The 24,804-nt window shown below is 58.5% G+C and carries 23 protein-coding genes; 10 read left to right on the top strand and 13 right to left on the bottom strand.

Going from position 1 to position 24,804, the window contains the following annotated elements; all coding sequences use genetic code 11:
- Positions 1-98 precede the first annotated feature (98 nt).
- Positions 99-965 (bottom strand): branched-chain amino acid aminotransferase, encoded by an 867-nt coding sequence (locus DSM117340_RS14380; protein ID WP_089893213.1) that lies wholly within the window; start codon positions 963-965, stop codon positions 99-101.
- A 155-nt stretch (positions 966-1,120) separates the two neighbouring features.
- Here DSM117340_RS14380 and DSM117340_RS14375 point away from each other — a divergent pair, with 155 nt between their 5' ends.
- A complete protein-coding gene (locus DSM117340_RS14375) occupies positions 1,121-1,636 on the top strand; it encodes a MarR family transcriptional regulator (RefSeq protein ID WP_089893209.1) in 516 nt (171 codons plus the stop codon).
- Entirely contained in the window at positions 1,633-2,334 is a 702-nt protein-coding gene (locus DSM117340_RS14370) for a response regulator (protein WP_354689745.1), read from the top strand. Before DSM117340_RS14375 ends, DSM117340_RS14370 begins: the two co-directional genes overlap by 4 nt.
- A 32-nt stretch (positions 2,335-2,366) precedes the next feature.
- Here the strand turns inward: DSM117340_RS14370 and DSM117340_RS14365 are convergent, their stop codons facing one another.
- Complete coding sequence (locus DSM117340_RS14365; protein ID WP_354689744.1) at positions 2,367-3,863, bottom strand: malonyl-CoA synthase; 1,497 nt, start codon at positions 3,861-3,863, stop codon at positions 2,367-2,369.
- A 110-nt stretch (positions 3,864-3,973) separates the two neighbouring features.
- Between DSM117340_RS14365 and DSM117340_RS14360 the strand changes: the two genes are divergently transcribed.
- Genes DSM117340_RS14360 through DSM117340_RS14350 form a run of 3 tightly spaced genes read left to right on the top strand, consistent with a single transcriptional unit; the run spans position 3,974 to position 7,013 of the window.
- A complete protein-coding gene (locus tag DSM117340_RS14360) occupies positions 3,974-4,897 on the top strand; it encodes a DMT family transporter (RefSeq protein ID WP_089893200.1) in 924 nt (307 codons plus the stop codon).
- A gap of 9 nt (positions 4,898-4,906) precedes the next feature.
- A complete protein-coding gene (locus DSM117340_RS14355) occupies positions 4,907-6,496 on the top strand; it encodes a 5-guanidino-2-oxopentanoate decarboxylase (RefSeq protein ID WP_354689743.1) in 1,590 nt (529 codons plus the stop codon).
- Between the two features lie 10 nt (positions 6,497-6,506).
- A complete protein-coding gene (locus DSM117340_RS14350) occupies positions 6,507-7,013 on the top strand; it encodes a 2-dehydro-3-deoxygalactonokinase (protein ID WP_354689742.1) in 507 nt (168 codons plus the stop codon).
- On the opposite strand, the gene DSM117340_RS14345 is transcribed toward DSM117340_RS14350, so the two are convergent.
- Genes DSM117340_RS14345 through DSM117340_RS14335 form a run of 3 tightly spaced genes read right to left on the bottom strand, consistent with a single transcriptional unit; the run spans position 7,010 to position 10,127 of the window.
- Positions 7,010-7,972: a HAMP domain-containing sensor histidine kinase gene (locus DSM117340_RS14345; RefSeq protein WP_282058385.1), complete on the bottom strand. Its 963-nt coding sequence runs from the start codon at positions 7,970-7,972 to the stop codon at positions 7,010-7,012. The two genes, DSM117340_RS14350 and DSM117340_RS14345, sit on opposite strands and share 4 nt — an antisense overlap.
- Positions 7,957-8,643, bottom strand: a complete 687-nt coding sequence (locus tag DSM117340_RS14340) for a response regulator transcription factor (RefSeq protein ID WP_089893191.1) — start codon at positions 8,641-8,643, stop codon at positions 7,957-7,959. Before DSM117340_RS14340 ends, DSM117340_RS14345 begins: the two co-directional genes overlap by 16 nt.
- A complete protein-coding gene (locus DSM117340_RS14335) occupies positions 8,628-10,127 on the bottom strand; it encodes a DUF4173 domain-containing protein (RefSeq protein WP_354689741.1) in 1,500 nt (499 codons plus the stop codon). Before DSM117340_RS14335 ends, DSM117340_RS14340 begins: the two co-directional genes overlap by 16 nt.
- 163 nt (positions 10,128-10,290) lie before the next feature.
- Here DSM117340_RS14335 and deoC point away from each other — a divergent pair, with 163 nt between their 5' ends.
- Entirely contained in the window at positions 10,291-11,280 is a 990-nt protein-coding gene (deoC, locus tag DSM117340_RS14330) for a deoxyribose-phosphate aldolase (protein ID WP_354690041.1), read from the top strand.
- A gap of 4 nt (positions 11,281-11,284) precedes the next feature.
- Positions 11,285-13,633: an aldehyde dehydrogenase family protein gene (locus tag DSM117340_RS14325; protein WP_354689740.1), complete on the top strand. Its 2,349-nt coding sequence runs from the start codon at positions 11,285-11,287 to the stop codon at positions 13,631-13,633.
- A gap of 234 nt (positions 13,634-13,867) precedes the next feature.
- Here DSM117340_RS14325 and DSM117340_RS14320 read toward each other — a convergent pair whose 3' ends face one another.
- The 7 genes from DSM117340_RS14320 to DSM117340_RS14290 all read right to left on the bottom strand — a co-directional run bounded on the left by DSM117340_RS14320 (position 13,868) and on the right by DSM117340_RS14290 (position 22,406).
- Positions 13,868-15,166 (bottom strand): pitrilysin family protein, encoded by a 1,299-nt coding sequence (locus DSM117340_RS14320; protein ID WP_274960675.1) that lies wholly within the window; start codon positions 15,164-15,166, stop codon positions 13,868-13,870.
- Positions 15,163-16,503 carry a pitrilysin family protein gene (locus DSM117340_RS14315; protein WP_354689739.1) on the bottom strand — a complete coding sequence of 447 codons (1,341 nt, stop codon included), beginning with the start codon at positions 16,501-16,503 and terminating at the stop codon, positions 15,163-15,165. The genes DSM117340_RS14320 and DSM117340_RS14315 overlap by 4 nt, the downstream gene beginning before the upstream one ends.
- A 96-nt stretch (positions 16,504-16,599) precedes the next feature.
- Positions 16,600-17,133: a DUF3035 domain-containing protein gene (locus DSM117340_RS14310; protein ID WP_354689738.1), complete on the bottom strand. Its 534-nt coding sequence runs from the start codon at positions 17,131-17,133 to the stop codon at positions 16,600-16,602.
- A gap of 48 nt (positions 17,134-17,181) precedes the next feature.
- Positions 17,182-17,661 (bottom strand): signal peptidase II, encoded by a 480-nt coding sequence (gene lspA / locus DSM117340_RS14305; protein ID WP_089893175.1) that lies wholly within the window; start codon positions 17,659-17,661, stop codon positions 17,182-17,184.
- Between the two features lie 49 nt (positions 17,662-17,710).
- Positions 17,711-19,306, bottom strand: a complete 1,596-nt coding sequence (gene purH / locus DSM117340_RS14300; protein WP_273496787.1) for a bifunctional phosphoribosylaminoimidazolecarboxamide formyltransferase/IMP cyclohydrolase — start codon at positions 19,304-19,306, stop codon at positions 17,711-17,713.
- A 16-nt stretch (positions 19,307-19,322) separates the two neighbouring features.
- Positions 19,323-21,056, bottom strand: coding sequence for a heparinase II/III family protein (locus DSM117340_RS14295; protein WP_273515054.1), 1,734 nt, complete (start codon positions 21,054-21,056; stop codon positions 19,323-19,325).
- 93 nt (positions 21,057-21,149) lie between these two features.
- Positions 21,150-22,406, bottom strand: a complete 1,257-nt coding sequence (locus tag DSM117340_RS14290) for an RsmB/NOP family class I SAM-dependent RNA methyltransferase (RefSeq protein WP_273515035.1) — start codon at positions 22,404-22,406, stop codon at positions 21,150-21,152.
- Between the two features lie 63 nt (positions 22,407-22,469).
- Here DSM117340_RS14290 and DSM117340_RS14285 point away from each other — a divergent pair, with 63 nt between their 5' ends.
- Entirely contained in the window at positions 22,470-22,649 is a 180-nt protein-coding gene (locus DSM117340_RS14285) for a DUF1674 domain-containing protein (protein WP_273498560.1), read from the top strand.
- A gap of 84 nt (positions 22,650-22,733) precedes the next feature.
- Here DSM117340_RS14285 and dapB read toward each other — a convergent pair whose 3' ends face one another.
- Positions 22,734-23,543, bottom strand: a complete 810-nt coding sequence (dapB, locus tag DSM117340_RS14280; RefSeq protein ID WP_354689737.1) for a 4-hydroxy-tetrahydrodipicolinate reductase — start codon at positions 23,541-23,543, stop codon at positions 22,734-22,736.
- An 88-nt stretch (positions 23,544-23,631) separates the two neighbouring features.
- On the opposite strand from dapB, the gene rbfA reads away from it, so the two are divergent.
- On the top strand, positions 23,632-24,027 hold the full coding sequence (gene rbfA, locus DSM117340_RS14275) for a 30S ribosome-binding factor RbfA (RefSeq protein WP_089893155.1): 396 nt from the start codon (positions 23,632-23,634) through the stop codon (positions 24,025-24,027).
- A 49-nt stretch (positions 24,028-24,076) separates the two neighbouring features.
- On the top strand, positions 24,077-24,763 hold the full coding sequence (locus DSM117340_RS14270) for a phosphodiester glycosidase family protein (RefSeq protein WP_354690040.1): 687 nt from the start codon (positions 24,077-24,079) through the stop codon (positions 24,761-24,763).
- Positions 24,764-24,804 lie beyond the last annotated feature (41 nt).

Raw genomic sequence — 24,804 nt, 5'->3', positions numbered from 1 at the left:
ATTGCGCTATGCGCACCCCGACTAAGGCGAGGCTAGCCCCCGCACCCCCAGGATATTTTCAGAAAGAAAGAGATCTAGGGGTGCGAGTGGCTGTTGGTTTAGCTGCGCACGAGTGCGTCGTAGGCTTCTGCTATTTCGCGGGTGAGGGCGCCAACCTCGAAGGTATAGTCCCCGATCTGGCCAACGGGTGTGACTTCTGCGGCGGAGCCTGTGAGCCAGCATTGTTCGAAATCAGCCAGCTCTTCGGGCATGATGTGACGGACGTGAACTTTTATGCCGCGTTCTTCCAGCATCTTGATCACGGTCTGGCGCGTCAGGCCGTTCAGGATGGCGTCTGGATCAGGGGTGTGAACTTCTCCGTCTTTGACAAAGAAGATATTGGCGCCCGTCGCTTCTGCCACATAGCCGCGGTAATCCATGAAGAGCGCATCGGAGCAGCCCTTGGCCTCGGCGGCGTGTTTGGACATGGTGCAGATCATGTATAGGCCTGCTGCTTTGGCAGATGTCGGGATTGTTTCGGGTGAGGGACGCTTCCATTTGGCGATATCGAGCTTCGCGCCTTTGAACTTGGCGTCGCCGTAGTAGCTTCCCCATTCCCATGCGACCACGGCCATGCGTACCGCATTGCGCGCAGCTGAGACGCCCATGTCTTCGCCCGCGCCACGCCATGCGACAACGCGCACGTAAGCGTCTGTCAGGCCGTTGGCATCGAGCACAGCGCGTTTGGCGGCTTCGATTTCGTCGATGGTATAAGGGATCTTCATATCCATCAGCTCGCCTGATTTGTGCAGGCGTTCAGAATGTTTGCGGGACAGAAAGACTTTGCCGTTGTAGCAACGCTCGCCTTCAAAGACAGAGCTGGCATAGTGCAAAGCATGGGTCAGGATATGGACATTGGCGTCGCGCCATTCGACGAGTTTGCCATCCATCCAGATTTTGCCGTCACGATCATCATAGCCTGACATTTTGGTCTCCTCCGCGCGTCAGTTTAAGAATGTTGCGTCAAAAACGTCCGAAGCGGACATAAAGTTGCGCAAAAACTGAGAATCGCTACCATTCGTGCCTTGGAATGTCAACAAAGCTGACTTAAAATTGGAAGGACAAGAGAAAGAGAGTGATCATGAGTGAACCTATCAGCGGCGAAGGCTTGTTGTTTCTGACGGATGAGCAATTGCAGCAAGGCATTGAGGGTATGTTCTTTGCTTATCGCGGGTTTACGGCAGATCCTGATCGTATTCTCGAAGAGCTCAACCGCGACCGTGATCAGAACTATGGCCGCGCCCACCATAGGGCTGTGCATTTTGTGGCGCGTGCACCGGGCACAACTGTGAAAAATCTGCTAGAGATACTTGGAGTCACGAAACAGTCACTTAACCGTGTCTTGCGTACTTTGATGGAGGATGGCCTTGTGGAGAGCAAAGTCGGTGGGAGCGATCGCCGCGAACGCCACCTTTTCTTGACGGAGGCTGGAGCGGACCTTGAACGTCAGCTTTCTGATGTACAGCGCGCGCGGATGAGAGATGCGTATCGTGCCGCAGGGCCAGAGGCTGTGCGCGGGTTTCGCCAGGTCTTGGAGGCGATGATGGATAAAGAGTTGCACAAGAAGTACGGTGCATTGAGGGACAAGAGTGAATGAATGACGTCGATGCGCACCTTCTGATTGTGGATGATGACGAGCGGATCAGGATGCTTTTACAGAAGTTTCTGATGCGCGCTGGGTTTCTGGTTTCGGGGGCGCGGGACGCTGCACACGCGCGACGCCTTTTGGCGGGGCTCGATTTTGATCTGATCGTTATGGATGTGATGATGCCTGGAGAAACCGGTATCGACCTGACGCGGTCTGTGCGGGAGTCATCTCAGGTTCCGATTTTGCTGCTGACAGCGCGAGGCGAGACGGAAGACCGTATTGTTGGGCTTGAGGCGGGCGCGGATGACTATCTTGCCAAGCCTTTTGAGCCCAAGGAGCTTTTGCTTAGGATCAACGCTATTTTGCGGCGGGTGCCTGAAGTCGTGGCAGAGCAGATTCGCCCCAAAGTCTTGGGGCTGGGCGCGTTTAGCTATGATATCGAGCGTGGCGAGCTTTGGCAGGGGGAAGACCCCATACGACTGACGGCCACCGAGAACCAGCTTATGAAAATTTTTTCCGCAGCCGTGGGTGAGGCGATCAGCCGTGTTACGCTTGTGGAAGAGCTTGGCCGCGACCGTGGGCAGGCGCAGGAGCGGGCAATTGATGTGCAGATCACGCGATTGCGGCGCAAGATTGAACGTGACCCCAAGCAGCCGCGGTATTTGCAGACGGTTCGAGGGGCGGGGTATATGCTCGCGCCGGACTAAGGATATAGCCTGAAAGAGGAAGCCAAGACGCTTTAGGTAAAGAGATTTGCGTAGGTGTCGCGCAGAGCCTTCTTCTGGACCTTGCCCATGGTGTTGCGTGGTAGCTCGGAGAGCAGCAAGACGTGTTTGGGCTGTTTGAACTTTGCAAGCTTTTCAGCGGCGACGGCTTGGACAGCCTCTGCTGATAGCGCGGGGCTTGAAGGGACAACGACGGCAACGACGGCTTCGCCGAAGTCAGGATGTGCAACGCCGATTACGGCGCTTTCAAGGACGCCATCGATATCATCGATCAGGCTCTCGAGTTCTTTTGGATAAACATTGAAGCCGCCTGTGATGATCAGGTCTTTGCCGCGCCCGACGATACTAACGTAGCCATCCGCATCGATTTGACCAAGATCTCCCGTTATAAACCAGCCATCGGGGCGCAGTTCTTCTGCTGTTTTTTCAGGCATCTGCCAATAGCCTTTGAATACATTGGGACCGCGCACTTCGATCGTTCCGATTTCGCCTTGTTCGACTTCGCTTTCGGCTTCCATGATCCGAAGCTCCACACCGGGAAGAGGCATACCGACTGTTCCAGCGCGGCGCTCGCCGTCATACGGGTTTGAGGTGTTCATATTGGTTTCAGTCATGCCGTAGCGCTCTAGTATTCTGTGGCCTGTGCGGGCCTGCCATTGCTCGTGGGTGTCAACCAGCATGGGGGCAGACCCAGAGACGAAGAGGCGCATATTGGCGCAGAGTTCCGGCGTGAGCCGTGGGTCTTGCAAAAGGCGGGTGTAAAATGTGGGCACGCCCATGAGACACGTCGACGTGGGAAGGGCGGCTATGATCTGTTCGGCCGAGAAGCCATTCATGAAGTTTAAGGTCGCGCCAGAGATCAGAGCGATGTTTGTGGCGACAAAGAGTCCATGGGTATGAAAAATCGGAAGAGCATGGATGAGCACATCATTTTCGGTAAAGCGCCAATGATCTTTCAGGGCTGCCGAGTTTGAATAGAGGTTGTCGTGACTAAGCATAGCGCCTTTGGAGCGGCCTGTCGTCCCTGAGGTGTAGAGGATTGCCGCGAGGTCGTCAGCGCTGCGGGGGACAGGCGTTATGATCATGTCTGTAAGTGCAGCAGTGAGTGTACCATGGCCGCGTTTGTCGAGGGTGAAAAGGCGCGCAGTGTTTGCCAGCGGAGTGATTTCGCTTTCGCGGTCAGGATCGCAGACAACGATGCTGGGCGCGGCGTCATCAAGGAAATAGGCAAGCTCGCTCGCGGTATAGGCGGTGTTGAGCGGCAGGAAGATGCCGCCTGCGGCGACTGTTGCGAGATAAAGCTCGATGGCGGTGAGAGATTTGTCGACCTGCACCGCAACGCGATCGCCCGGGTTGAGGCCTGCCTCTGTGAGGACAGCCGCGAGGCGCAGGGCATTGTGCAGAGTTGCCCCATAGCTTTGTGACGGCGCATCTGGCTGCTCGGCGAAGGCCTTGTCAGGGTGGGCTTTGGCATAAGCCGTTAGGCGGGAAAAGAGATAGTTATCTGGCATTGGACCTCTCGAACTTGCGCACCAATCCTGCGCGTGCGTAAGCGCGAGTGCAAGAGAGGAATTGACCTTGGATCGTGTGCACGCAATGGTCACGCCAAAAGGAACGCCCAATGCACCCGCTCAAAGGCATCGCTCTCAAGATTTGCTCTGTCATCACCTTTATCACGATGGCTTCGCTTATTAAGGCGACGGCACAGCATGTGCCTGCGGGGCAGGCTGTTTTCTTTCGCTCAGTTTTTGCGCTGCCTGTGATCCTTGCTTGGCTCGCGGTGCGGGGTGATCTGCGCACAGGGCTGAAGGCGGCTTCGCCTATGGGACATTTCTGGCGCGGGTTTGTTGGCACAGCGGCGATGGGACTTGGCTTTGCTGGGTTGGGCCTGTTGCCGCTGCCTGAGGTGACGGCAATCGGATATGCGGCGCCTTTGATGACGGTTATTTTGGCGGCGATGTTTCTGGGTGAGCAAGTCCGCTTGTTTCGGCTTGGAGCTGTAGCGCTTGGGATGGTTGGTGTCTTGATCGTTTTGGGGCCGAGGCTCAGCGCGTTTTCTGGTGATACTGTCGAAAAGACTGCGGCGCTGGGAGCGATGCTTGTTCTCACTGGGGCGCTCTGTGCTGCGCTGGCGCAGATCTATATTCGCAAGCTTGTACAGAGCGAGCAGACCTCGGCGATTGTGTTTTACTTCTCGGTGACTTCGGCAAGTCTTTCACTTTTGACGTTGCCGTTTGGGTGGGTTCTGCCAACGGGGCAAGAGGCGGCCTTTTTGGTCTTGGCAGGCTTACTTGGCGGAATGGGCCAGATATTTTTGACCTCGGCTTACCGTTTTGCGCCTGCGTCTGTCGTTGCACCATTTGACTATGCCTCAATGCTGTTTGCGATCTTGATTGGGATGTTCTTTTTCAACGAAATCCCAGATCTGCGCACTATTGGCGGCGCCGCTCTTGTCATTCTGGCAGGAGTGATCATCATCTGGCGGGAACACCAGCTTGGTCTGGAGCGTGGCCGTGCGCGGCGCGGAATGACACCACAAGGTTAGGAGAACGAGATGCCAACAGTTGGAGAAGCGCTTGTTGAGCGGCTTAAAGCGCATGGAGTCAGCCATGTGTTTGGTATTCCAGGCGTGCACACAGTCGAGCTCTATCGTGGGCTAGCGAGTTCGGGGATTGCGCATATCACGCCGCGTCACGAGCAGGGCGCTGGCTTTATGGCGGATGGCTATGCGCGGGCCTCTGGCAAGCCCGGGGTGGCCTTTGTCATCACTGGCCCCGGGCTGACGAATACGCTCACACCTATGGCGCAAGCGCGGGCGGATTCTGTGCCGATACTTGTCGTGTCAGGGGTGAACAAAACCCATACCCTTGGTAAGGGGCTTGGCTGCCTGCATGAGTTGCCAGATCAGCTGGCTTTGTCAAAAACAGTCTCTATTAAAGCTGAACAAATCGAAAATGCGGCGGCGCTGATGCCCGCGATTGATGCGGCGTTCGAGGGTATGTCTGTTGCGCGGGGTGGGCCGTATCATATCGAGATTCCGATTGATGTGGCCAAACATGATCATGACAAAGTGGGCAAAGCGCCCGCGCAGCCAGCGCCATTGGCGCCGGATGTGGAGCAGATTGATGCGCTGGCGGCTGCGCTTATGGCGGCGGAGCGCGTCGTGATTCTTGCGGGTGGTGGCGCGAAGCGGGCTGATGCGGCGCTGGGGCAGCTTGCTGAAAAGCTTGATGCGCCCGTAGTGCTCACGGTGAATGCGCGGGGGATGATGCATAAACATCCGCTCTGTATTCCGGCGAGCCCGAGCTTAAATGCTGTGCGAGAGGCGATTGCCGAGGCAGATATAGTCTTGGCGGTAGGGACTGAGTTTGGCCCTACGGATTATGACATGTATGCGATTGGCGATATGCCTGCGATGAAGCGGCTGGTGCGGATTGATATTTGCGCAGATCAGCTGGCGCGGCATGAGGCCGAAATGTGTCTGCGCGCTGACGCTGGCGCAGCGCTGGAAGCGCTTCTCGCGCAGGTGAGTGACAAGCCGATTGCCGACTGTGCAGCGCGGGCCAAGACTGCACGCAAGGGAGCTTGGGCTGAACTCAGCGATGATTATCGCCTGATGTGTGGCTTGCTTGATGTGGTGCGTGACGCGCGGCCTGGCGCTCTGATTGTCGGCGATAGCACGCAGCCGATCTATGCAGGTAATCTTTATTATGATCACGATATGGCAGGTGGCTGGTTCAATGCCGCCACCGGCTTTGGCGCTCTGGGCTATGCGATACCTGCGGGAATTGGGGCGCAGTTTGCGCAGCCAGATCGGCCTGTTGTTGTGATTGCGGGGGACGGTGGCGCACAGTTTACGCTACCTGAGCTCATGACCGCTGCGCAGGAGAAGCTGCCGATCACGTTTATTATCTGGAACAATGGTGGCTATGGCGAGATTGAGCTAACGATGGAAAACGCGGGCATCGATGTTGTCGGCTGTGATCCGAAGCCGCCCTTGTTTGAACATGTCGCGGCCAGCTGCGGGATGCCTTATGCGCGTGTTGCAGCGGAGCCTGCTGCACTGGCGGAAGCGATGCAGCCGAAGGCGGGGCAGAGCGGGCCTGTTATGATTGAAATTGACGCCCCGTTTATTGCGAGCTGAGGAGGCACATTTGGCCATTATAGAAACGGTTCCTGCGAGAGCGACGCCTGAATCTGGCGTCTGGTGTGATCTTCATCAGGAGCGCCCGCGCGGACTATTGCCTGAGGCTGAGCGTAGGCGTGTCGCAGCGTATCTTGAGACAGCGACTGATTGGGGCGGGGTTATTCTGATCGTCGGAGATGTCAGTCATTGGGTGCAGGTGTCTGCGGGTGAGATTGTGAGCTTTCAGTCGTTTCTTACAGGGCGGTTGGCGCAGGCTTTGGGCGCTACGGGCGTGCCGGAAGGCGCTTCTGCGGATGCCGCGATGAGTCAGCCCGAAAGGCTCGCGGGGCTATTACGCAGTGCCGAAGTGTCAGGCGAAAGCGGCGCGGCGCTGGGTGCTTTGATTGGGGCGGAGCTTGCGGCAACACGCGCATTTTGGCTCGGCGCGGACCTGCGCCTGATGGGCGCGGGCGCTTTGGCTGATGCTTATGAAGCGGTGTTGCGCGCGCAGGCGGCTTGGGTGACACGGGTCTAGAAACGGATCTCGAATTTTGCTCCACTGGTGCTCGGAAGAAGTGTGATTTCTGCGCCGTTGGCTTCAAGCATCGCGCGGGTGATTGCGAGGCCCATGCCCGTACCACCACCAGAGCGCCGTGTCGTGAAGAAGGGATCAAAGATGCGCGCGCGGTCACCTTCAGCGATGCCTTTGCCGTTGTCGGTGAGTGTGAGAACCGCGTCTTTTGACGACAGCTGTAGCTCTGTCGCACCATGGCTGGCGGCGTTTTGTGTGAGTTGTTCTAGCACGGCAGTAAGGCCTGTTGCGTCGAGCGGCAACGGAGCATTCTCGCGTACAGTCAGAGTGAGGGTGCTGGGCAAAGCGCTGACAACATCAGACAGAAGCGTCGGCCCACGCCCGTAGGGAACACGCGCTGCCGCGAGGGCGCGCAGGCTGTTGAGCAAGCTCTGCATCCGCGTTGAAGAGGTGCGAATAGACGCGAGGAGCTGCGCGCGATCTTCAGGGTCATCAACTCCTGCTTCCAGTAGCTCCGCGGCCGCGCTGATGCTTGTCAAAGGAGACTTGAGTTCATGGGTCACATGATCGGAGTAGGCGCGGATGCCTGCTTCGCGGTTTTGTAGGGCTTTGGCCATATCATCGACGGAAGCGGCGAGCGCTGTAAACTCGGGCGTGCCAAAGTGAGGCGGCAGGGGCGCATCTGTTTGGCCCGCCTCGACAGCCTTTGCATAGGCTGTGAGGGCATAGACGGGACGCAGGACCAGCCGCCAGAGCAGATAGGCGAGAATGGCTGTCGAGAGGTAGGCCATCCAGCCGATGAGCCATGTGGTTTCGCCCCAGCCGAGGATATTGCCGGCGAGCTTGAAATAGCCGATGCCTATGAGGGGCAGGCATAGGACAGCGGCCAGCGTGCCGCCAATGACAAGCGCGAGCGGCGGGCGCCACTTCTTTATGATCTGCCGCCTCACGCCCCCAGACATGGGCCCATCCTGACACCGACGCCATGCACCGTTTCGATGGCATCGCTTGCGCCGTGCTCGGCGAGCTTTGAGCGCAGATTGCGCAGGTGGCTGTCGACCGTGCGGTCAGAGACATGGATGGTGGGGCCATAGACGGCATCTGATATTTGCACACGTGAATAGACATTGTCGGGACGCGTCATGAGAAACGAAAGAAGAGCCATCTCGCGTTGTGTTAGGGAAATATCCTGCGCTTGAAAACGGCAGAGGTGCTTGGCGGCATCGACTTGAAGCGCGCCACGCGTGAGCGGGCCATGTGCGCTGTTGTTGCCTTGGCTGCGCTTGAGTACGGCACGCAAGCGGGCGGTCAGCTCGCGGGGAGAGAAGGGTTTTGTGACGTAGTCATCTCCGCCAATCTCAAGACCGATGATCTTGTCGATTTCGTCATCGCGGGCTGTGAGGAAAAGCACGGGTGTTTCCTTTTCCGCGCGCAGGCGGCGGCAGAGCTCTATCCCGTCCATTGCAGGGAGACCTATGTCGAGGATGATGAGGTCGTCCTGACCATTTAGGGCTTTTGCGAGGCCTTCCGCTCCGTCGCCTGCCTCGCGCACCACATGGCCCGCTTGCTTAAGGGTAATGCGCAAGACATCACGGATCTGCGGGTCATCGTCGATGATCAATATGTTGGCCATACCGTGGCCTCCTCGAACTTTAAGGGTAGGGCTAGGCTAGCTTGCAAGCGGTAATCCCGAAAGCCCCATTCGCGCCAGTCAGTGATTTGAATATCTTTGACCCCGCGGCCATAGCAGAGCCTTTGGCCTTGGGCGGCCTCATAGGCGCGGATGGCTGGCTCGGCATGTTTGCCCAGAAAGCAGACATATTGCGGATCAAGCACCACTTCTTTGCCAAGATTATGTTTTGCGATTGTGGCGGAGAAGCTGACGAAACAGGCGAGATAAAGCGCCACCAGACCAAGGAACGCGGCGCGGCCAAGGAGCCAGCTGGCGGGCTTGTTTCTGATGGTTTGATAGATCACCAAGGCGAGGCCGAGGGCAACAACGAGCATCCAGATCGCGGCGGCCATGCGCAGATGCGTGAGGCCGTATTGGGCCACGTAGAGCTCAAGGCGCAAAAGCGAGGAGAGGACGAGAAAGACGTTCTGCGCGACCCAGGCAAGGAGGGCGATGCGCAGCAGAGGACTGTCCTCCGTGAACGGGCGGGCAAGAAGCGCGAAGACACCTGCGAGCAGAGCTGTGGCAAGAAGGGGATAGGCGCCGCGATGTGCGTAAGCCGCATATGTCATGTCATCGGGGAGCGCGACACCACCCCAAAGATAGGTGATATCAGTAAGGGTTTGGAGCGCGAAGAGCGCGTTGAAGAGGATGAGCGAGCGGCAAACAGAGCCAGCGTTGAGCGTGGCCGGAGCGACAGGAAAGCGCGGGCCATTAAAGCCGAGCTTGAGGCGCTCTTGCATGCTCGGTGCGGCAAGGAAAGGCAAGGAGACGAGGGCGAGGCCGCACCAGAATAGGATACGTTGGATAGTGCTGGGACTCAGCCAGTGGGAGGGAGATATACTGGCGAGCCAACTTTCCATCATAGGGTTGGCTGAAAGGAGAAGTGAGGCGAAGACGAGGCCGAAGCCCAGTGGCAGGAGCCAGACTTGAACCATCGAGGTGAGAGAGGACTCTGGGCGATAAGCCGTGGAGAAACGCGCAGCGGCAGAAAATTCTGAGCCTATTGCGGCGGGTACGCTGAGCACAAATCTTAGGCCCGTGGAGAGCCATTGCGTGATGCCTTGCCAACCTCCCAGGACGATCCAGCTTGTGCCCAACACGAGGCCGAGGCCGAAGAAGGCAAGCGAAAGCACCTGCGATTGCTCGACCAGTGGCAGGGCAAGGAGCGAATAGACCACGAGGCCGCCCCAGCCGCGGCGGCTATTGCGGAGCCAGAGGGTCAGCAGGATGAGCAGCCCGAAGAGTGCGAGGGAGAGGCCTGCATCGGCCTGCCATGTGAGTGCATCTCCCGCGATGACAAGGGCGAGAAGCGCTATGATACGTGGGAAGAAAGGCTGCTCTTTTGTGCCTGTTTTGGGTTTGGTTTCGCGGGGCGGCTCTGACATCCACCAGCCGTCCATCTGGACGGAATTGGGCACGCCTCTGATCAAAAATGTTTTCATGTCACTGTCCTCGGTTTGTTTGATTGGTTCCTTAATGGCGTGCGCATGTGCAGGGGTTTCTGCGCGTTTGAGCAGTTTTTGCGCAGATCGCGGAGCCACGTCAGCGCTTGCCTTTGGGGCACACGCGTGAGACGTTTTGGCCAAGGCCAAAGAGGGCGAAATGATGAATGTTAAAGAGCAAGACAAGCTGGCGCAGCTGCCCCAGATAACCGAGCCGCGCAATGCGGGGCTGCCGCTTGATCTGGACTGGGTGGCGCGGGTACAGGCCAATACATCGGCGATCGAGCGTCGTGCGGCTACCCTTGGAACGCGGCGCTCTGTGAAGAAAGCGCATCAGGCAGCGTGGCTCTTGAAGGCTGTGAGTTGTATTGACCTTACAACGCTTGCTGGAGACGACACGGCCGAGCGCGTGAAGCGGCTCTGTGCGAAGGCGCGCCAGCCTGTTCGGGGCGATATTATGGACGCGCTCGGAATGGGGCCGATCACCGTGGGCGCGGTTTGTGTTTACCACGATATGATTGCCCCTGCGGCTGAGGCACTTGCGGGCTCAGGTATCCCAATCGCTGCTGTGAGCACGGGCTTTCCTGCGGGGCTGTCGCCCTTTCATCTGCGTGTGAAAGAGATTGAAGAGAGCGTCAAGGCGGGCGCGAGCGAGATTGATATTGTGATCTCGCGGCGGCATGTTTTGACGCAAAACTGGCAAGCGCTCTATGACGAGATGCGCGCCTTTCGTGGGGCCTGTGGTGATGCGCATGTGAAGGCTATTCTGGCGACGGGCGAACTTGGATCCCTGCGCAATGTGGCGCGTGCAAGCCTCGTTTGCATGATGGCGGGAGCTGATTTTATCAAGACCTCGACGGGCAAGGAAAGTGTCAACGCGACCCTACCTGTGAGCCTCGTGATGATCCGTGCGATACGGGACTATGAGGCGGCTACGGGCTTTCGGATTGGCTATAAGCCGGCGGGTGGGATCAGCAAGGCGAAGGACAGTTTGGTCTATCTTTCGATGATGAAAGAGGAACTGGGCGACCGCTGGCTTCAGCCAGATCTTTTCCGCTTTGGTGCGTCAAGTCTCTTGGGCGATATCGAGCGACAGTTGGAACATTATGTGACGGGAGCCTACTCGGCCTCATACCGTCATGCGGCGGGGTGAAAACATGACAGTTAAAGAGATTTTTGAGAGCATGGAATACGGCGAAGCGCCCGAGAGCGCGGCGGAGGCCTTTGCATGGATCACCGACAATGGCGCGCGGTTTGGGCACTTTATCGACGGCGCATTTACCGAAGCGGGCGAGGGCTTTTTGAGCCGTAACCCTGCCAACGGAGAGACGCTGGCGACGCTTACTCAGGGCAGTGCTGCCGACGTTGATTTGGCCGTTCAAGCGGCACGCAAAGCCCAGCCTAAATGGGAGAAACTCGGAGGCCATGAGCGGGCGCGGGTACTTTACGCGATTGCCCGTTTGTTGCAAAAACACAGCCGCCTTTTTGCGGTGCTTGAGACCCTCGACAACGGCAAGCCGATCCGTGAGAGTCGCGACATTGATATCCCCCTCGTGCAGCGGCATTTTTACTATCATGCGGGCATGGCGCAGCTGATGGAAAGCGAGCTGCCTGACGCTGAGGCGCTGGGCGTTTGCGGACAGATTATCCCGTGGAATTTCCCCCTGCTGATGCTGGCGTGGAAGGTCGCGCCTGCGATTGCTATGGGCAATACTGTGGTCTTGAAGCCTGCGGAGTATACTTCGCTGACCGCTCTTCTCTTCGCTGATATTTGTCGCCAGGCGGGTGTTCCCAAGGGCGTTGTCAACATTGTTACAGGCGATGGCGCTGTCGGTGAGATGATCGTAAAACATACCGATATCAACAAGATAGCCTTTACCGGATCAACTGAAGTGGGCCGCAAGATACGGCAAGCGACGGCAGGAAGTGGCAAGGCGCTGACGCTCGAGCTGGGTGGGAAATCTCCTTACATCGTGTTTGATGATGCCGACCTTGATTCAGCGGTTGAGGGCCTGGTCGATGCGATCTGGTTTAACCAAGGGCAGGTTTGCTGCGCGGGCTCGCGGCTTCTGGTGCAGGAGGGTATTGCAGACACGTTCTATGCAAAGCTCAAGGCACGGATGGCAAAGCTCCGCGTTGGTTCGCCGATGGACAAATCTATCGACGTTGGGGCGATCGTGGATCCTGTGCAGCTCAAGTCGATCACAGATATGATCGCCGCCAATGATGAAGGAGAGCTTTACGCAGCACCCGTTGAACTGCCCGTGGAGGGGAGCTTCTATCCGCCGACGCTGATCACGGGGCTTTCGCCGAGCGCGAAGCTGATGCAGGAGGAGATATTCGGGCCTGTTCTGGTGGCCACAACCTTCCGCACACCGGAGGAGGCAGTGAGCCTCGCCAATAATACGCGCTATGGGCTTGCGGCGACGGTTTGGAGCGAGAATGTGAACCTTGCTTTGAGCATCGCGCCAAAGCTTGCAGCGGGGGTTGTCTGGGTCAATGCGACGAACTTGTTTGACGCGGCGGCCGGCTTTGGTGGGGTGCGTGAAAGTGGGTTTGGTCGCGAGGGCGGGTGGGAAGGCTTGAAGGCCTACACGCGCCCCAAGGGCAAGCTGAAAGCGCTGGTGAACACAGCACCGAACGCGGGCAAGGGCGGGCTGGAAAGTGGCGCTCTCGACCGCACTGAAAAGCTCTATATCGGTGGCAAACAGGCGCGGCCTGACGGGGGGTATAGCCGCGAGATATTTGCGAAGAACGGCAAGCTTGTCTCTCAGGCGCCGATTGCGAGCCGTAAGGATATCAGAAACGCTGTCGAGGCGGCACGGGGTGCTGCGGGATGGGGCAAAACAACGGGGGCTTTGCGCGCGCAAATCCTTTATTTCATGGCTGAAAACCTTGAAGCGCGGGGCGCAGAATTTGCCCGCCGCATCGACGCGATGAAGGGCGGAAAGAGCGGTGCCAAAGAAGTTGAGGCCTCTGTGAAGCGGCTATTTTCTTATGCGGCTTGGGCGGACAAATATGACGGTGCGGTCAAGGGTGTTCCGATCCGAGGCGTGGCTTTGGCCATGCCTGAGCCGCTTGGTGTGATTGGCGCATTTTGTGATGACGCTCATCCGCTTTTGGGGCTTGTCTCTGTGATGGGGCCAGCGCTGGCGATGGGCAACAGAGCTGTGCTTGTGGTGAGTGAAGCCTACCCGCTAGAGGCGCTCGATATGATGCAAATTCTGGAGACATCTGATGTGCCTGCGGGGGTTGTGAACCTGTTGAGCGGAAGCCACGCGGAGCTTGCGAAACCGCTCGCCAGCCACATGGATGTGGACGGGGTCTGGAGTTTTTCCAGCAGTGAGACTTCGGGCGAGATTGAGCGGGAAAGTGCGACGAATTTGAAGCGCACATGGGTCAACAACGAACAGGCACGTGACTGGTTTGGCGCGGCGGGTGAGGGCCGCGCATTCTTGGCGCAGGCGAGCGATGTGAAGACCATTTGGGTCCCTTATGGGGAATGAGATTAAGCGCTTCTGACCCTATCGTTCAGCATGGTTAACGGAGCTCTGAAGTGCTGATTCTTGGGGGGTGAAATGCGTGCACATTCCGTGCACAACCCGTGCACCGCCCAAATGGGAAAGTGTTAAGCAAAATTAAGGTAAGAGAGCGTGCGCTGGTGAAGTGATTTGACGCCAGCGGCGCGCGGCTTTCTGGGCCGCGCGTCTGGGAAACGGATGCTGTAAAGCTTGGTTGCCTTAGAGGCCTTCGGGCTGACCAACAACTGTGAAGCTGAGTTGCTCAGGTCTGAGAAACTCGCGTGCAACGCGGTTGATTTGCTCTAGCGTCACGGCGTTCACGCGGTCATTGCGCGTGGCGATATAGTCTGTGCCCATGCCTTGCATTTGCATTCCGACAAGGATGTCGGCGATTGGGCCGTTGCCGTCAAAGCGAAGAGGGTAAGCGCCCGTGAGGTAGCGCTTGGCGTCTTCGAGTTCTGTCTCTGTGACGCCTTCGCTTTGCATACGCGCCCACTCGGCTTTGATGACATCCATCGCCTCACCGATGCGGTTGTTGGCGGATTGCACCGAGCCAAGCCAGACATCGGCGCCGTCTTTATCAACGAGATAGGAGTAGACGCCATATGTGAGGCCGCGCTTTTCGCGGACCTCCTGCATCAGGCGGCTTTCAAACCCACCGCCGCCGAGCACGACATTCAGCAGGTAGGCGGCGAAGTAATCGGGGTGATCAAAAGGAACACCAGGCTGGCCAAACATGGCGACAGACTGTGGCGTTTCAAAAGGAATCACGACGGTTTCGCCGTCAAACGCGGGGGTGGCAGCGGGCGGCAGAGGCGCGCCTGTTTCGGGGAGATCGGCGAGTAACGTGTCGAGCACGGGACCGAGCTCTTCGCGGGAAATGTCGCCAACAACGCTGATATAGAGCCTGTCGCGCACCACTGTGGACTGGAAGGCGGCGAGGATATCGTCGCGCGTGAGGGCTGTGACAGAGTCAACCGTGCCGCTTCTGTCTGTGCCGTACGGGTGCGTGCCGTAAACGCGAGCGTCAAAAGCCTGACCCGCGATAGAGCTTGGGTCTTTTTCATCAGAACGGATGCCTGAAATGACTTGGGCGCGGACGCGGTCGATGGCGTCTTGATCAAAGCGGGGGCTGGTGAGCGACTGGCGCAGAAGCTCGAGCGCTTCGTCGCGGTTCTCTGTGAGAAACTTGGCAGAGACTGAAAGCGTATCGTCGTAGACGGCGTAAGAAAATGAGGCGGCAAGGCCGTCACGGGCCTTGGCGAAGGCGCGGGCATCAAGCTCGGCTGCGCCTTCTTCAATGAGGCCTGTCATCAGATTGATTGCGCCGCGTTTGCCCTCGGCGTCGAGCGAAGCACCGCCTTGGAAGCGCAGTTCTAAGGCGACAAAGGGGATCGAGTCTTCTTGCACATGCCATACGGTGAGGCCGCCGTCTGTCTTGAATTCGTCGATTGTAACGCCTGCGGTGGCGGGGATCGCGAGCGCGAGGCTGAAGGCTGCGGCGAGGAAAGCTCTCATGAGGCGTCTCCTTTTTCTTTCATCAGATAGCCCGTCACCGAGTGGTCAAGATTGAACACGGATTTGGCGGCGGCGATAATTTCGTCGGGTGTGATCGAGCCAAGGACGTCTGGCCAGTCTTGCACATCTTGCACTGTGAGGCCGCTTGCCAGAGCGCTGCCGTAGACATTGGCGAGGTTGCCAACATCGTCGCGGGCGTAAATCTGTGAGGCGCGGATCTGCATCTTGATGCGCGCGAGTGCGTCTGTGTCGATGGGTTTGGAAATAAAACTCTCTATGGCCTCGTCCATCGCGGCTTCGGCTTCGGGGAGTGTCACGCCATCGGCAGGAACGACGAGGACTGTGAAGTCGGTGTCATCAAGTGATTCGCCGTTGTAGAAGGCCGCTGTGTAGACGGCCTTTTGGCTTTCGAACTGAAGGCGCTCTGTGAGATAGCTTGTGGTTCCGCCGCCGAGGAGCTCGGCGAGCAGTGTGAGGGCTGCGGCTTCGCGCTGAGCGCCTGCGTCACGTTCTGGGGCGAGGTAGCTGCGGCTCAGGTAGGGCTGGGCGACGCGGGCATCGCGGAACATTACACGGCGTTCGGCAGTTTGGGGTGGTTCGGCGGGGCGGGCGCGCTTGGAGAGGTCTGGGTTAGGCTCTAACACGCCGTAATACTGCTCTGCGAGCGCGCGGACCCCCTCGGGAGTGACATCGCCCGCGACGACCAAAATGGCGTTATTGGGCGCATAGAAGCGCTTGTAATAGGCCAGCGCGGCATCAAGATCGAGGGTCACCATCTCATGGCGCCAGCCGATCACGGGGATGCCGTAGCGGTGGTTGAGATATTGCGCGGCGTTCTTTTGCTCGCGGAAAAGCGCGCCAGGGCTGTTTTCGGTGCGCTGGTTGCGCTCTTCAATAATGACTTCGCGCTCTGTGAGGATGTCCTCCTCTGAAAGGCGGACATTGACCATACGGTCGCTCTCAAGGCGCATCATCAGCTCGAGTCGATCAGAGGCCACGCGTTGGAAATAAGCGGTGTAGTCATAGCTTGTGAAGGCGTTGTCTGTGCCGCCATTGCGCGCCACTGTTGCCGAAAGCTCACCGGGGGCGAGTGTGTCTGTGCCTTTGAACAAGAGATGCTCAAGAAAGTGCGCAACACCTGATGTGCCAGGAAATTCGTCTGCGGAGCCAGCGCGATACCAGACCATATGGGTGACCACGGGAGCGCGACTGTCTTCTATGACGACCACGTCCATGCCGTTGTCGAGCGTGAAGGTTGTTACGGCATCGCGGATGTCGGCCTTTGCAGGGGCGGCAAGGGCGAGGCTTGTTGCAAGAGTCAGCAAGAGGGCGCGCATGAAGTCACTCCTAAATAGATACTGGGAAAGATAAGCGCTTTGGGCCGCGCATCAAGCAGGCGGCGCAAAACTGACGCAGATGTGAAAGGCTGTGGTTCACTCGCCGCGTGGCGGGGCAGCGGGAGTCTGTACGCCTGTGCGACGATATTTATACCACTCACCATAGGGCTCGAGCGTCTGGCGCTTGTAGGCTTCTGTATAACGGTCTGTTTTGAACAGGCGGATTTTGGTGAAGCGTGATTTGCGCGTGCGGAAGTCTTTGTCTTCTGCTGCAAGTGTGCTGCGAATATCGGGCGCAACGCCATTGCGCGAGGCGTGCTGAACAAGGGCTGCATCCGAAGCGGGTACACCTGTTGCAGCGCGACTGGCAGGGTTGCCCCCGAGGGCTGCTATGCCCTCGGCAATCGGGTCACGGTCACTCAAGTTTGCTTGGCCAGGTGTGGGCGTGGGTAGCGCCGAATAATCGGCGGGCGCCTCAAGTGGGCGGCTTGGCAGGATGCCGAATTCGTCAGGGCCTTCGCCTGGCTTGTCGAGCTGACGCATGGAAATATCGCGCTCTTGGCCGACGGAACAGGCAGACACGCCCAGTGAGGCGATGAGAACAAACATAAGATATGGCGCGCGCATCATGCACCTCCAGTTAAGTTGGTCATGTCTTACCCCTTTTTTCAGGCGAGGTCACGAGGGGTTTTGTTCAGTCTCGCCTGAGGTAAAAAGCACAAGCCCCACGGCCCCGATAAACACCGCGATATCCGCGATATTAAAGGAAAATGGGTTGTTGAAGCCGCAGCAGGACATGTTGAGAAAATCCGCCACTGCGCCGTAAATGACCCTGTCGATCACATTGCCCAGCGCACCACCGACGAGAAGCCCCGCCGAGATGCGGCCAGGTGTGCTCGGCTCTTCCCGAGAAATCCACCAGAAAACGGCAACTGAAATGATCAGTGCAACGGTGATCAAAACCCAGCGTGTCAGGTCATTGTCTTCAGCGAAGAGACCGAAGTTGACCCCGTAGTTCCACGCCATCCGCAGATTGAGGAAAGGCGGATAAACATCAATCGAGAGCCTTTGGGCCAAATTGAGCCAATGCACCACGAAATACTTGCTGATCTGGTCGGCTACAAATGTGAGTAGCGCGACCCAAAACATTATGCGCATCGCGCCCTCCTGCTCAGAGCGTTTCCCGCTCTGTTTTGACCTCTGCCTTCTAGTGCCTGAAATGGCGCATACCGGTCAAGACCATTGCCAAGCCAGCATCATCTGCTGCTTTGATCACATCGTCGTCGCGCATTGATCCACCAGGCTGGATGATGGCTGTTGCACCCGCCTCTGCGGCGGCAAGAAGACCGTCCGCGAAGGGGAAGAACGCGTCAGATGCCACAACAGATCCTTGTGCGAGGCTCTGTGGCAAGCCGCACTCTTCAGCCATGCGCGCGGCTTTGAGCGCGGCAATAGTGGAGCTATCTACGCGGCTCATCTGGCCTGCGCCGACGCCCACGGTTGCGCGGTCTTTAACGTATACAATTGCGTTTGATTTCACATGCTTGGCGACAGTCCATGCAAAGAGCATATCGGCCAGTTCCGCCTCGGAAGGCGCGCGCTTTGTCACGACTTTGAGGTCATCGCGTGTGATGTGGCCAGTGTCTTTGTCCTGTACCAGAAGCCCGCCTGCAACCTGACGATAAGAGAGCTGTGGAGTGCGTGGATCTGCCAGCGCACCTGTTGTGAGGAGGCGCAGGTTTTTCTTCGCGGCGAAGATGGCGCGGGCCTCTTCAGTGGCATCGGGTGCGATGACAACTTCTGTGAAGATGTTGCAAATTTCTGACGCTGTCGCAGCGTCAAGTGTGCCGTTGAGCGCAATGATACCGCCGAAAGCCGAGGTGCGATCGCAATCAAAGGCGCGGGAATAAGCCTCAAGAAGCGTATCGCCACGGGCCACGCCGCAAGGGTTGGCGTGTTTGATGATCGCAACAGCGGGACCGTCTTCGGGGGCGAATTCGCTTACGAGTTCAAAGGCGGCGTCTGTGTCGTTGATGTTGTTGTAGCTCAGCTCTTTGCCTTGGTGCTGGGTCGCAGTTGCGACGCCTGCGCGCGAAGATCCGTCTTTGTAAAAAGCAGCCTGCTGATGCGGGTTTTCGCCGTAGCGCAGCGTTTGTGCCAGAGTTCCGGCAAAAGCGCGACGGCGTGGGGTTTCTTCACCGATTGAGCCAGCCATCCATGTGGAGACGGCGGCATCATAGGCGCCTGTGCGGGCATAGGCGATCTGGGCGTGCCGCTGACGGAAGGCATAGCTTGTCTGGCCATCGTTGGCGTCAAGCTCGGCCAGAAGCGCTGAATAGTCTTCTACATCAACGATTGTTGTGACGAAGCTGTGGTTTTTCGCGGCGGCGCGGATCATGGCGGGGCCGCCGATGTCGATGTTTTCGATCATCTCGTCATAGTCAGCACCACGGGCGAGCGCGGCCTCAAAAGGGTAGAGATTGACGACCAAGAGATCAATTGCACCGATGCCATGGGTTGTCATGGCGTCAACGTGGGTCGCGTTGTCGCGCAGGGCGAGGAGGCCGCCGTGGACCATCGGGTGAAGCGTCTTGACGCGGCCGTCCATCATCTCTGGGAAGCCTGTGATCTCTGCTACATCTTTTACATCAAGGCCCGCGTCGCGCAGGGTTTTGGCGCTGCCGCCTGTGGACAGAAGCTCGACACCGCGTGCTGCGAGGGCTGTGGCCAGCTCAACGAGGCCCGTTTTGTCGGAGACGGAAAGAAGCGCGCGGTTGAGCGGGGCGAGAGCGGGAGATGTCATGTGGCAGCAGTCCTAACTAGAGTTCTAATTCGTCGCGCTGGACATCGCGGATGGCTATGGCGCTGTCATGCGCCTTGGCCAGCGACCAGCGGATGCGCGTGGCATACTCCATTGCGCGGGCAGATAGAACGACTTGTTTCGTCGCACGTGGCTTCAGGCGGCCAGTTTCCAGATAAACGCTCGGTTCAAGGCTCAGCTCGGCGTTTGGCTCACAGCGTAGAACCCAGATTTCGCCACTGCGCAGAGCCAGCGAGATCGCCGCGCCGCCCATGTCAATGGCCGCATCGACCTCTGGATGAAGATGAAAGCGAATCTGGAAGAGCAGCCCAGCATCGACGCCGCGCGCGAGGGCTTTTTGAAATATGACTTTATCTGCTTCCTCGACGGCAAAGAGCATGTCTTCGCCCGCGAGGCCACGGCCATCGCTTGTGAGTTCAAGGGTGCGGGCGTGGGTTAGCCCGTGGGTGCGCAACCAGCCGTCATGCCCGCCTTGAAAGCGTAGGCCATCGGGGGCGGAGCTGATTTCGATCGGAACATGGGCTGGTCCTGTGGAGATTAGTTCGGTTCCGTCGCGGGCAGTGTTGGTGAGGCGAGAAGAGGAAACGCCTTCGATACAGAGCCCGCTGTGGGAGGGTGTGGCGCGGCCAGCGCGGCGCCAGTCGGCCCCAAAGCATGCTCCAGAGCCACAACTCACGATGAGCGGGCGGCGGCCTGATGTGAGCTCAAACGCTAACGTGGAGGCGTGGGCATTATGGCTGGCGCGGCCTTGTGGCGGCAGGGCGGCATCTACAATCAGGCTTGTGCGGCCCGCAGAGAGGCGCGCATAACCCATCGACAGCCCCTCTGGTGCACCGGCTTTGACGCCTGAGGCGGCGAGGGCGTGCTCAAGGCGGCCTTCGATACCTTTGCCGCCGCCGTGGAAGCGGGCGAGGCCACCGTCAGCATGGCGCAGGCTGCGCAGGGTGGGCGCGATGCGCAGGAGCGCTGTCTCATGTTCTGGCGTGACGGGGTGGCCCGTTTCGCGCAGGGCGAGGGCGGACCATGACAAGAGGGTGAAAACCTCTAAGAGCTCTTCAGGATTGCGCGTGGGCAGGCCGCCCATGCTGTCTATCTGGCTGGCGCATTCGCGTGACAGAGCCTTTTGCGCGGGGGCGATAAAGCGCTCCATGCCTTCCAGTGAGAGGGCGGCGTAAAGCAGGCCCGAGAGCGCCTCAAATCGTGCAATTCCAGGGCGGGCGGCGTGCCATCTTTTGCCGAGAAAGCGTGTTTGATGCGCGAGGGAGCGAAAGAACAGATCGGATTGCTCTTTTTCACGGTTCTGGAGCAGAAAGAAGCCATGATTGATCCAGCGGATGAGCCGGCGGCCTGTGAGATCGGGCGTCCAGCCCGGGCCTTTGCCACGGCCGTAGCGCTCAAGCCATTGCCAGACCCAAGTTTGCGCAGCCTGACGCGCGGAGGCATCACCAACTGAGGCTAGATCATCCAGCCATGCGAAGCCTTGGGCCTCGGCCTGAAACTCTGGACTGGCTTGCGGCAGGTCCCAGAACTCAAGGCGCGCGCCAGAGAGGAGCTGCCCTGCGAAGAGGTAATTGCCTGCGACCAGCTGCTTGCCGCGGGCATAAAGCCCTATGGTACGGGGCTCAGGAGAGGAGACAAATGCTGTGGGCGCGGAGGAGAACGCCCCCGAGCGTGCGGCGATCTTGTTGAACATTCGCGCGAAAAATGCGCTGAGCGGGTCTTGCTTTGACATACTTCACTGCCTCATGCGCTCTTGCGGCGACTTGAGAGGCAAGCTTACACCGCAAGGCCGCGTCGGTCACCATACAAATGCGGGCAGAGTGAATTAGGCGCGATTCAGCACAGCCATATAAAAGCCATCCATGCCGCCGATCTCGTTAAAATAGTCGGGGCGCAGGCGCAGGCCGCCCTCTTCTGTGATCCACGCGGGATCGACCCCTTTGTGGGCGAGCACGGATGTATCGGCTGTAAAGTCGGGGTGCATATCAAGAAACTCCTCGACCTGAACCTCACCCTCGTCGGGCAGCAGGGAGCATGTGCAAAACACAAGGCGGCCACCGCTTTTGACCAAACCAGCGGCGTGGGCAAGCATCTGGGCCTGTAGCTCGATCAACGCGCCAAACTCTTCGCCAGTTTTGGCATGGGGCAGGTCGGGGTGACGGCGTATCGTGCCTGTTGCGGAGCAGGGCGCATCGAGCAGAACGGCGTCATATGTGCCTTCATGAGTGAGTGCATCTTCGCAGAGGAGTGTCGCAGCAAGCTTTGTGCGCGTCAGGTTTTCGCGCACGCGCGCAAGGCGGCTCTCGGAGGCGTCAAGCGCTGTGACGGTGGCGCCCGTGGCGGCGAGCTGCATGGTTTTGCCACCCGGTGCGCAGCACATGTCGAGCACTTTTTCGCCCATCTTGGCTTTGAGCAGAGCCGCCGGGAGTGCGGCGGCAGTGTCTTGAACCCACCATTCGCCTGCCTCAAAGCCTGCGAGCGCCGTCACTTGTCCTGCATCTTGGAGACGGATGGAGCCAAAGGGCGTGAGCGTCCCGCCAAGTTTTTCGGCCCATGCAGGGGCGTCGGATTTGACTGAGATATCGAGTGGCGCGCCTGCGAGGTGAGCGAGTTCGATCTGACCCATGATTTCGGAGGAATAAGCCTCTGTCAGGGGGCCGCGCAGCCACTTGGGCAGGCGTGGCGCGCGCAGGATCTTGATCTTTTCGACAGCCTCAGCCGCGATTTTGCGCAGGACGGCGTTGGCCAGCCCTTTCATGGCGCCATATTTCTTGTGTTTGCTAAGGAGGGCCACGGCTTCATTGACGACGCCATGGGCATCACCGCCTTGGGCGAGTTCGATTGTGGCGAGGCGCAGAAGATTCATCACATAGGACGCGGGTTCTTTGCGCAGATGTGGCTTGAGAAGCTTGTCGGCGCGCTCAAGGTTGCGCAGGGTCTCGTTGGCGAGGCGCAGAGCGCGGGCTTTTGAGGGGGCATCGAGCCCTTCCAGCGCGCGCAGGGCGGCGGGCTCGGACATGAGGCGGCCTTCTGCAAGCACCTGATTGAGCATAGAAAGCGCGGCTTGACGGGGGGTTGGCATAGGGCATCCTTGGCATTGGGTTGCTTGGGGCATATATCAGGGCGAGCCTGAAAGGAATATCTGATGTCAGACAAGAAAGAGCTACCAGAGGCCGCAAAACGCGCATTGGCTGAAGCGGAAGAGCGACGTATCGCGCGCGAAGCAGAACTTGAGGCGCGGCCCAAAGAGCTGGGCGGGCGCGACGGCCCCGACCCTGCACGCTACGGCGACTGGGAGAAAAAGGGCATCGCTATCGACTTTTAAAGAGGGATTGCGCCCCACTGGGGGCTTTGCCCCCAGACCCCCAGAATATTTTGGACAGAAAAAGAACGGGTGTTTAAGCCCTTTTTACAGGCCGAGCACGTCTATCATGTCGTATTGGCCGGGGGATTTGTCTTGGCCCCAGAGCGCGGCCTTGAGCGCGCCACGGGCGAACACCGAGCGATCAGAGGCAATGTGGCGCAGGATGATGCGCTCGCCCATAGCGGCGAACATGACGTCATGCTCGCCGACGATATCGCCGCCGCGGATGGCAGAGAAACCAATATCGCCGCGCTTGCGTGCGCCTGTTATACCGTCGCGACCTGAATCAGATACGTCTTTGAGCGAGACACCACGGCCCTCGGCGGCGGCTTCGCCGAGCATCAGCGCCGTGCCTGAGGGGGCATCGACTTTTTGGTTGTGGTGGGCTTCGATCACTTCGATGTCGTAGTCTTCATCAAGTGCGGCGGCGACCTTTTTTGTAAGTTGTGTCAGCAGATTGACTCCGAGGCTCATATTCCCTGCGCGGATAATCACGGCGTGGAGTGCGGCAGGGGCGAGCTGCTCTATTTCGGCATCCGTCATGCCTGTTGTGCCGATCACATGAACGGCGCGGGCCTGAGCTGCGAGGGCGGCAAACTCCAGCGTTGCTGCAGGCGCTGTGAAATCAATCACCGCTTGGGCGCGGGCAAAACTTGGCAGCGGGTCGCTTTCAACGAGGACGCCGAGAGGGCCGAGGCCGCAGAGCGTGCCGATATCTTGCCCGATGGCCTCACTGCCTTCGCGCTCAATGGCGCCGACGAGACGGGCCTTGCCAGACTGGACGACTGTTTTGACGAGCATTTGGCCCATGCGGCCCGTGGCTCCTGTGATAACGATTCCTGGCAGGTCAGACATATCTGTGCTCTCATAAATTCTTCTGTGTCTGCTCATAGCGCAGCCATGGACGCTTGGCAAAACCTTGCTGAGAGGTTAGGGGAGGCTTATGGGAAAGAACAGTTTTCAAGACGGGGCAGGCCCCACACAAAGACAATTGCGGGTGGGCGAGCTTATTCGCCGCACGCTTGCGCAGGTATTGGCGCAAGGGGATATTCATGATCCTGACCTGAACCGCCTCTATATCACCGTGGGCGAGGTGCGCTGTTCGAACGATCTAAAGATCGCAACGGCCTATGTAATGCCGCTTGGTGGCGTTGGCCGCGACGATGCTGTGGCTTTTCTGGCGCGCAACAAGCACGAGTTGCGCCGTTTGATCGGCAAGAAAGTCGGCTTGAAGTATACGCCTGATCTGCGCTTTCGTCTGGATGAGACGTTTGATCAGATGGATGCCACGCGCGAGATGTTTTCGCGCGACGAGGTGAAGCGTGACTTGGACGACTAAAGCCGCCTGCGCTTTGGCGCTGTTGCTGAGCTTTGCTGCGCAGCCCGCCTTGGCGACAAGCTGTGAAGACCGAAGCTTTGACGGGCGCTCTTATACGATCTGCGAGGCAAATCCGGCGCAAGAAGAGATCAGGCTTTTTCTCAAGGATGAGAACGGCAAGCTCTTGGGACAATTTTTCACTGTGGATGATCGCTTGAAGGCGCAGGGCCAGCGCCTTGGCTTTGCTATGAACGCGGGAATGTATCACGAAGATCGCTCGCCTGTGGGACATTACCGCGAAAACGGCGAAGAGCTGATGCGGGTGATTCCCAATGCGGGGCCAGGTAACTTTGGATTGCTCCCGAACGGTGTGTTTTGTGTGCAGGCAGGACGCGCCGATGTCGTCGAAACGAAGCGCTTTTTGCGTGAGGCTCCTGACTGCAGGCATGCGACGCAAAGCGGTCCGATGCTTGTGATTGATGGGGCCTTGCACCCGCGGTTTCTGCGCGACAGTGACAGCCGCTATGTCCGAAACGGCGTTGCAACGTCTGAGGACGGTGGGCGCGCTGTTTTTATCATCTCAAACGAGCGGGTCACCTTTTATGAGATGGGTTTATTTGTGCGCGACGGGCTCAAACTACCCCAAGCGCTATACTTTGACGGCAATGTGAGTCGCATTTACGCGCCTGAACTGAACCGCGCGGATGCGGGGTTTTTGCTTGGGCCGATTGTGGGCGTTGTTGAAACGGCTGATTGACGCCTGCGCGGCACTGGGCTAGGGCGCATTTTTACTTAAGG

The organism is Lentibacter algarum (assembly GCF_040580765.1).
Classification (GTDB): Bacteria; Pseudomonadota; Alphaproteobacteria; order Rhodobacterales; family Rhodobacteraceae; genus Lentibacter; species Lentibacter algarum.
Note: the sequence above shows the minus strand (reverse complement) of the source record. Positions and strands in the feature narration are given on the sequence as shown.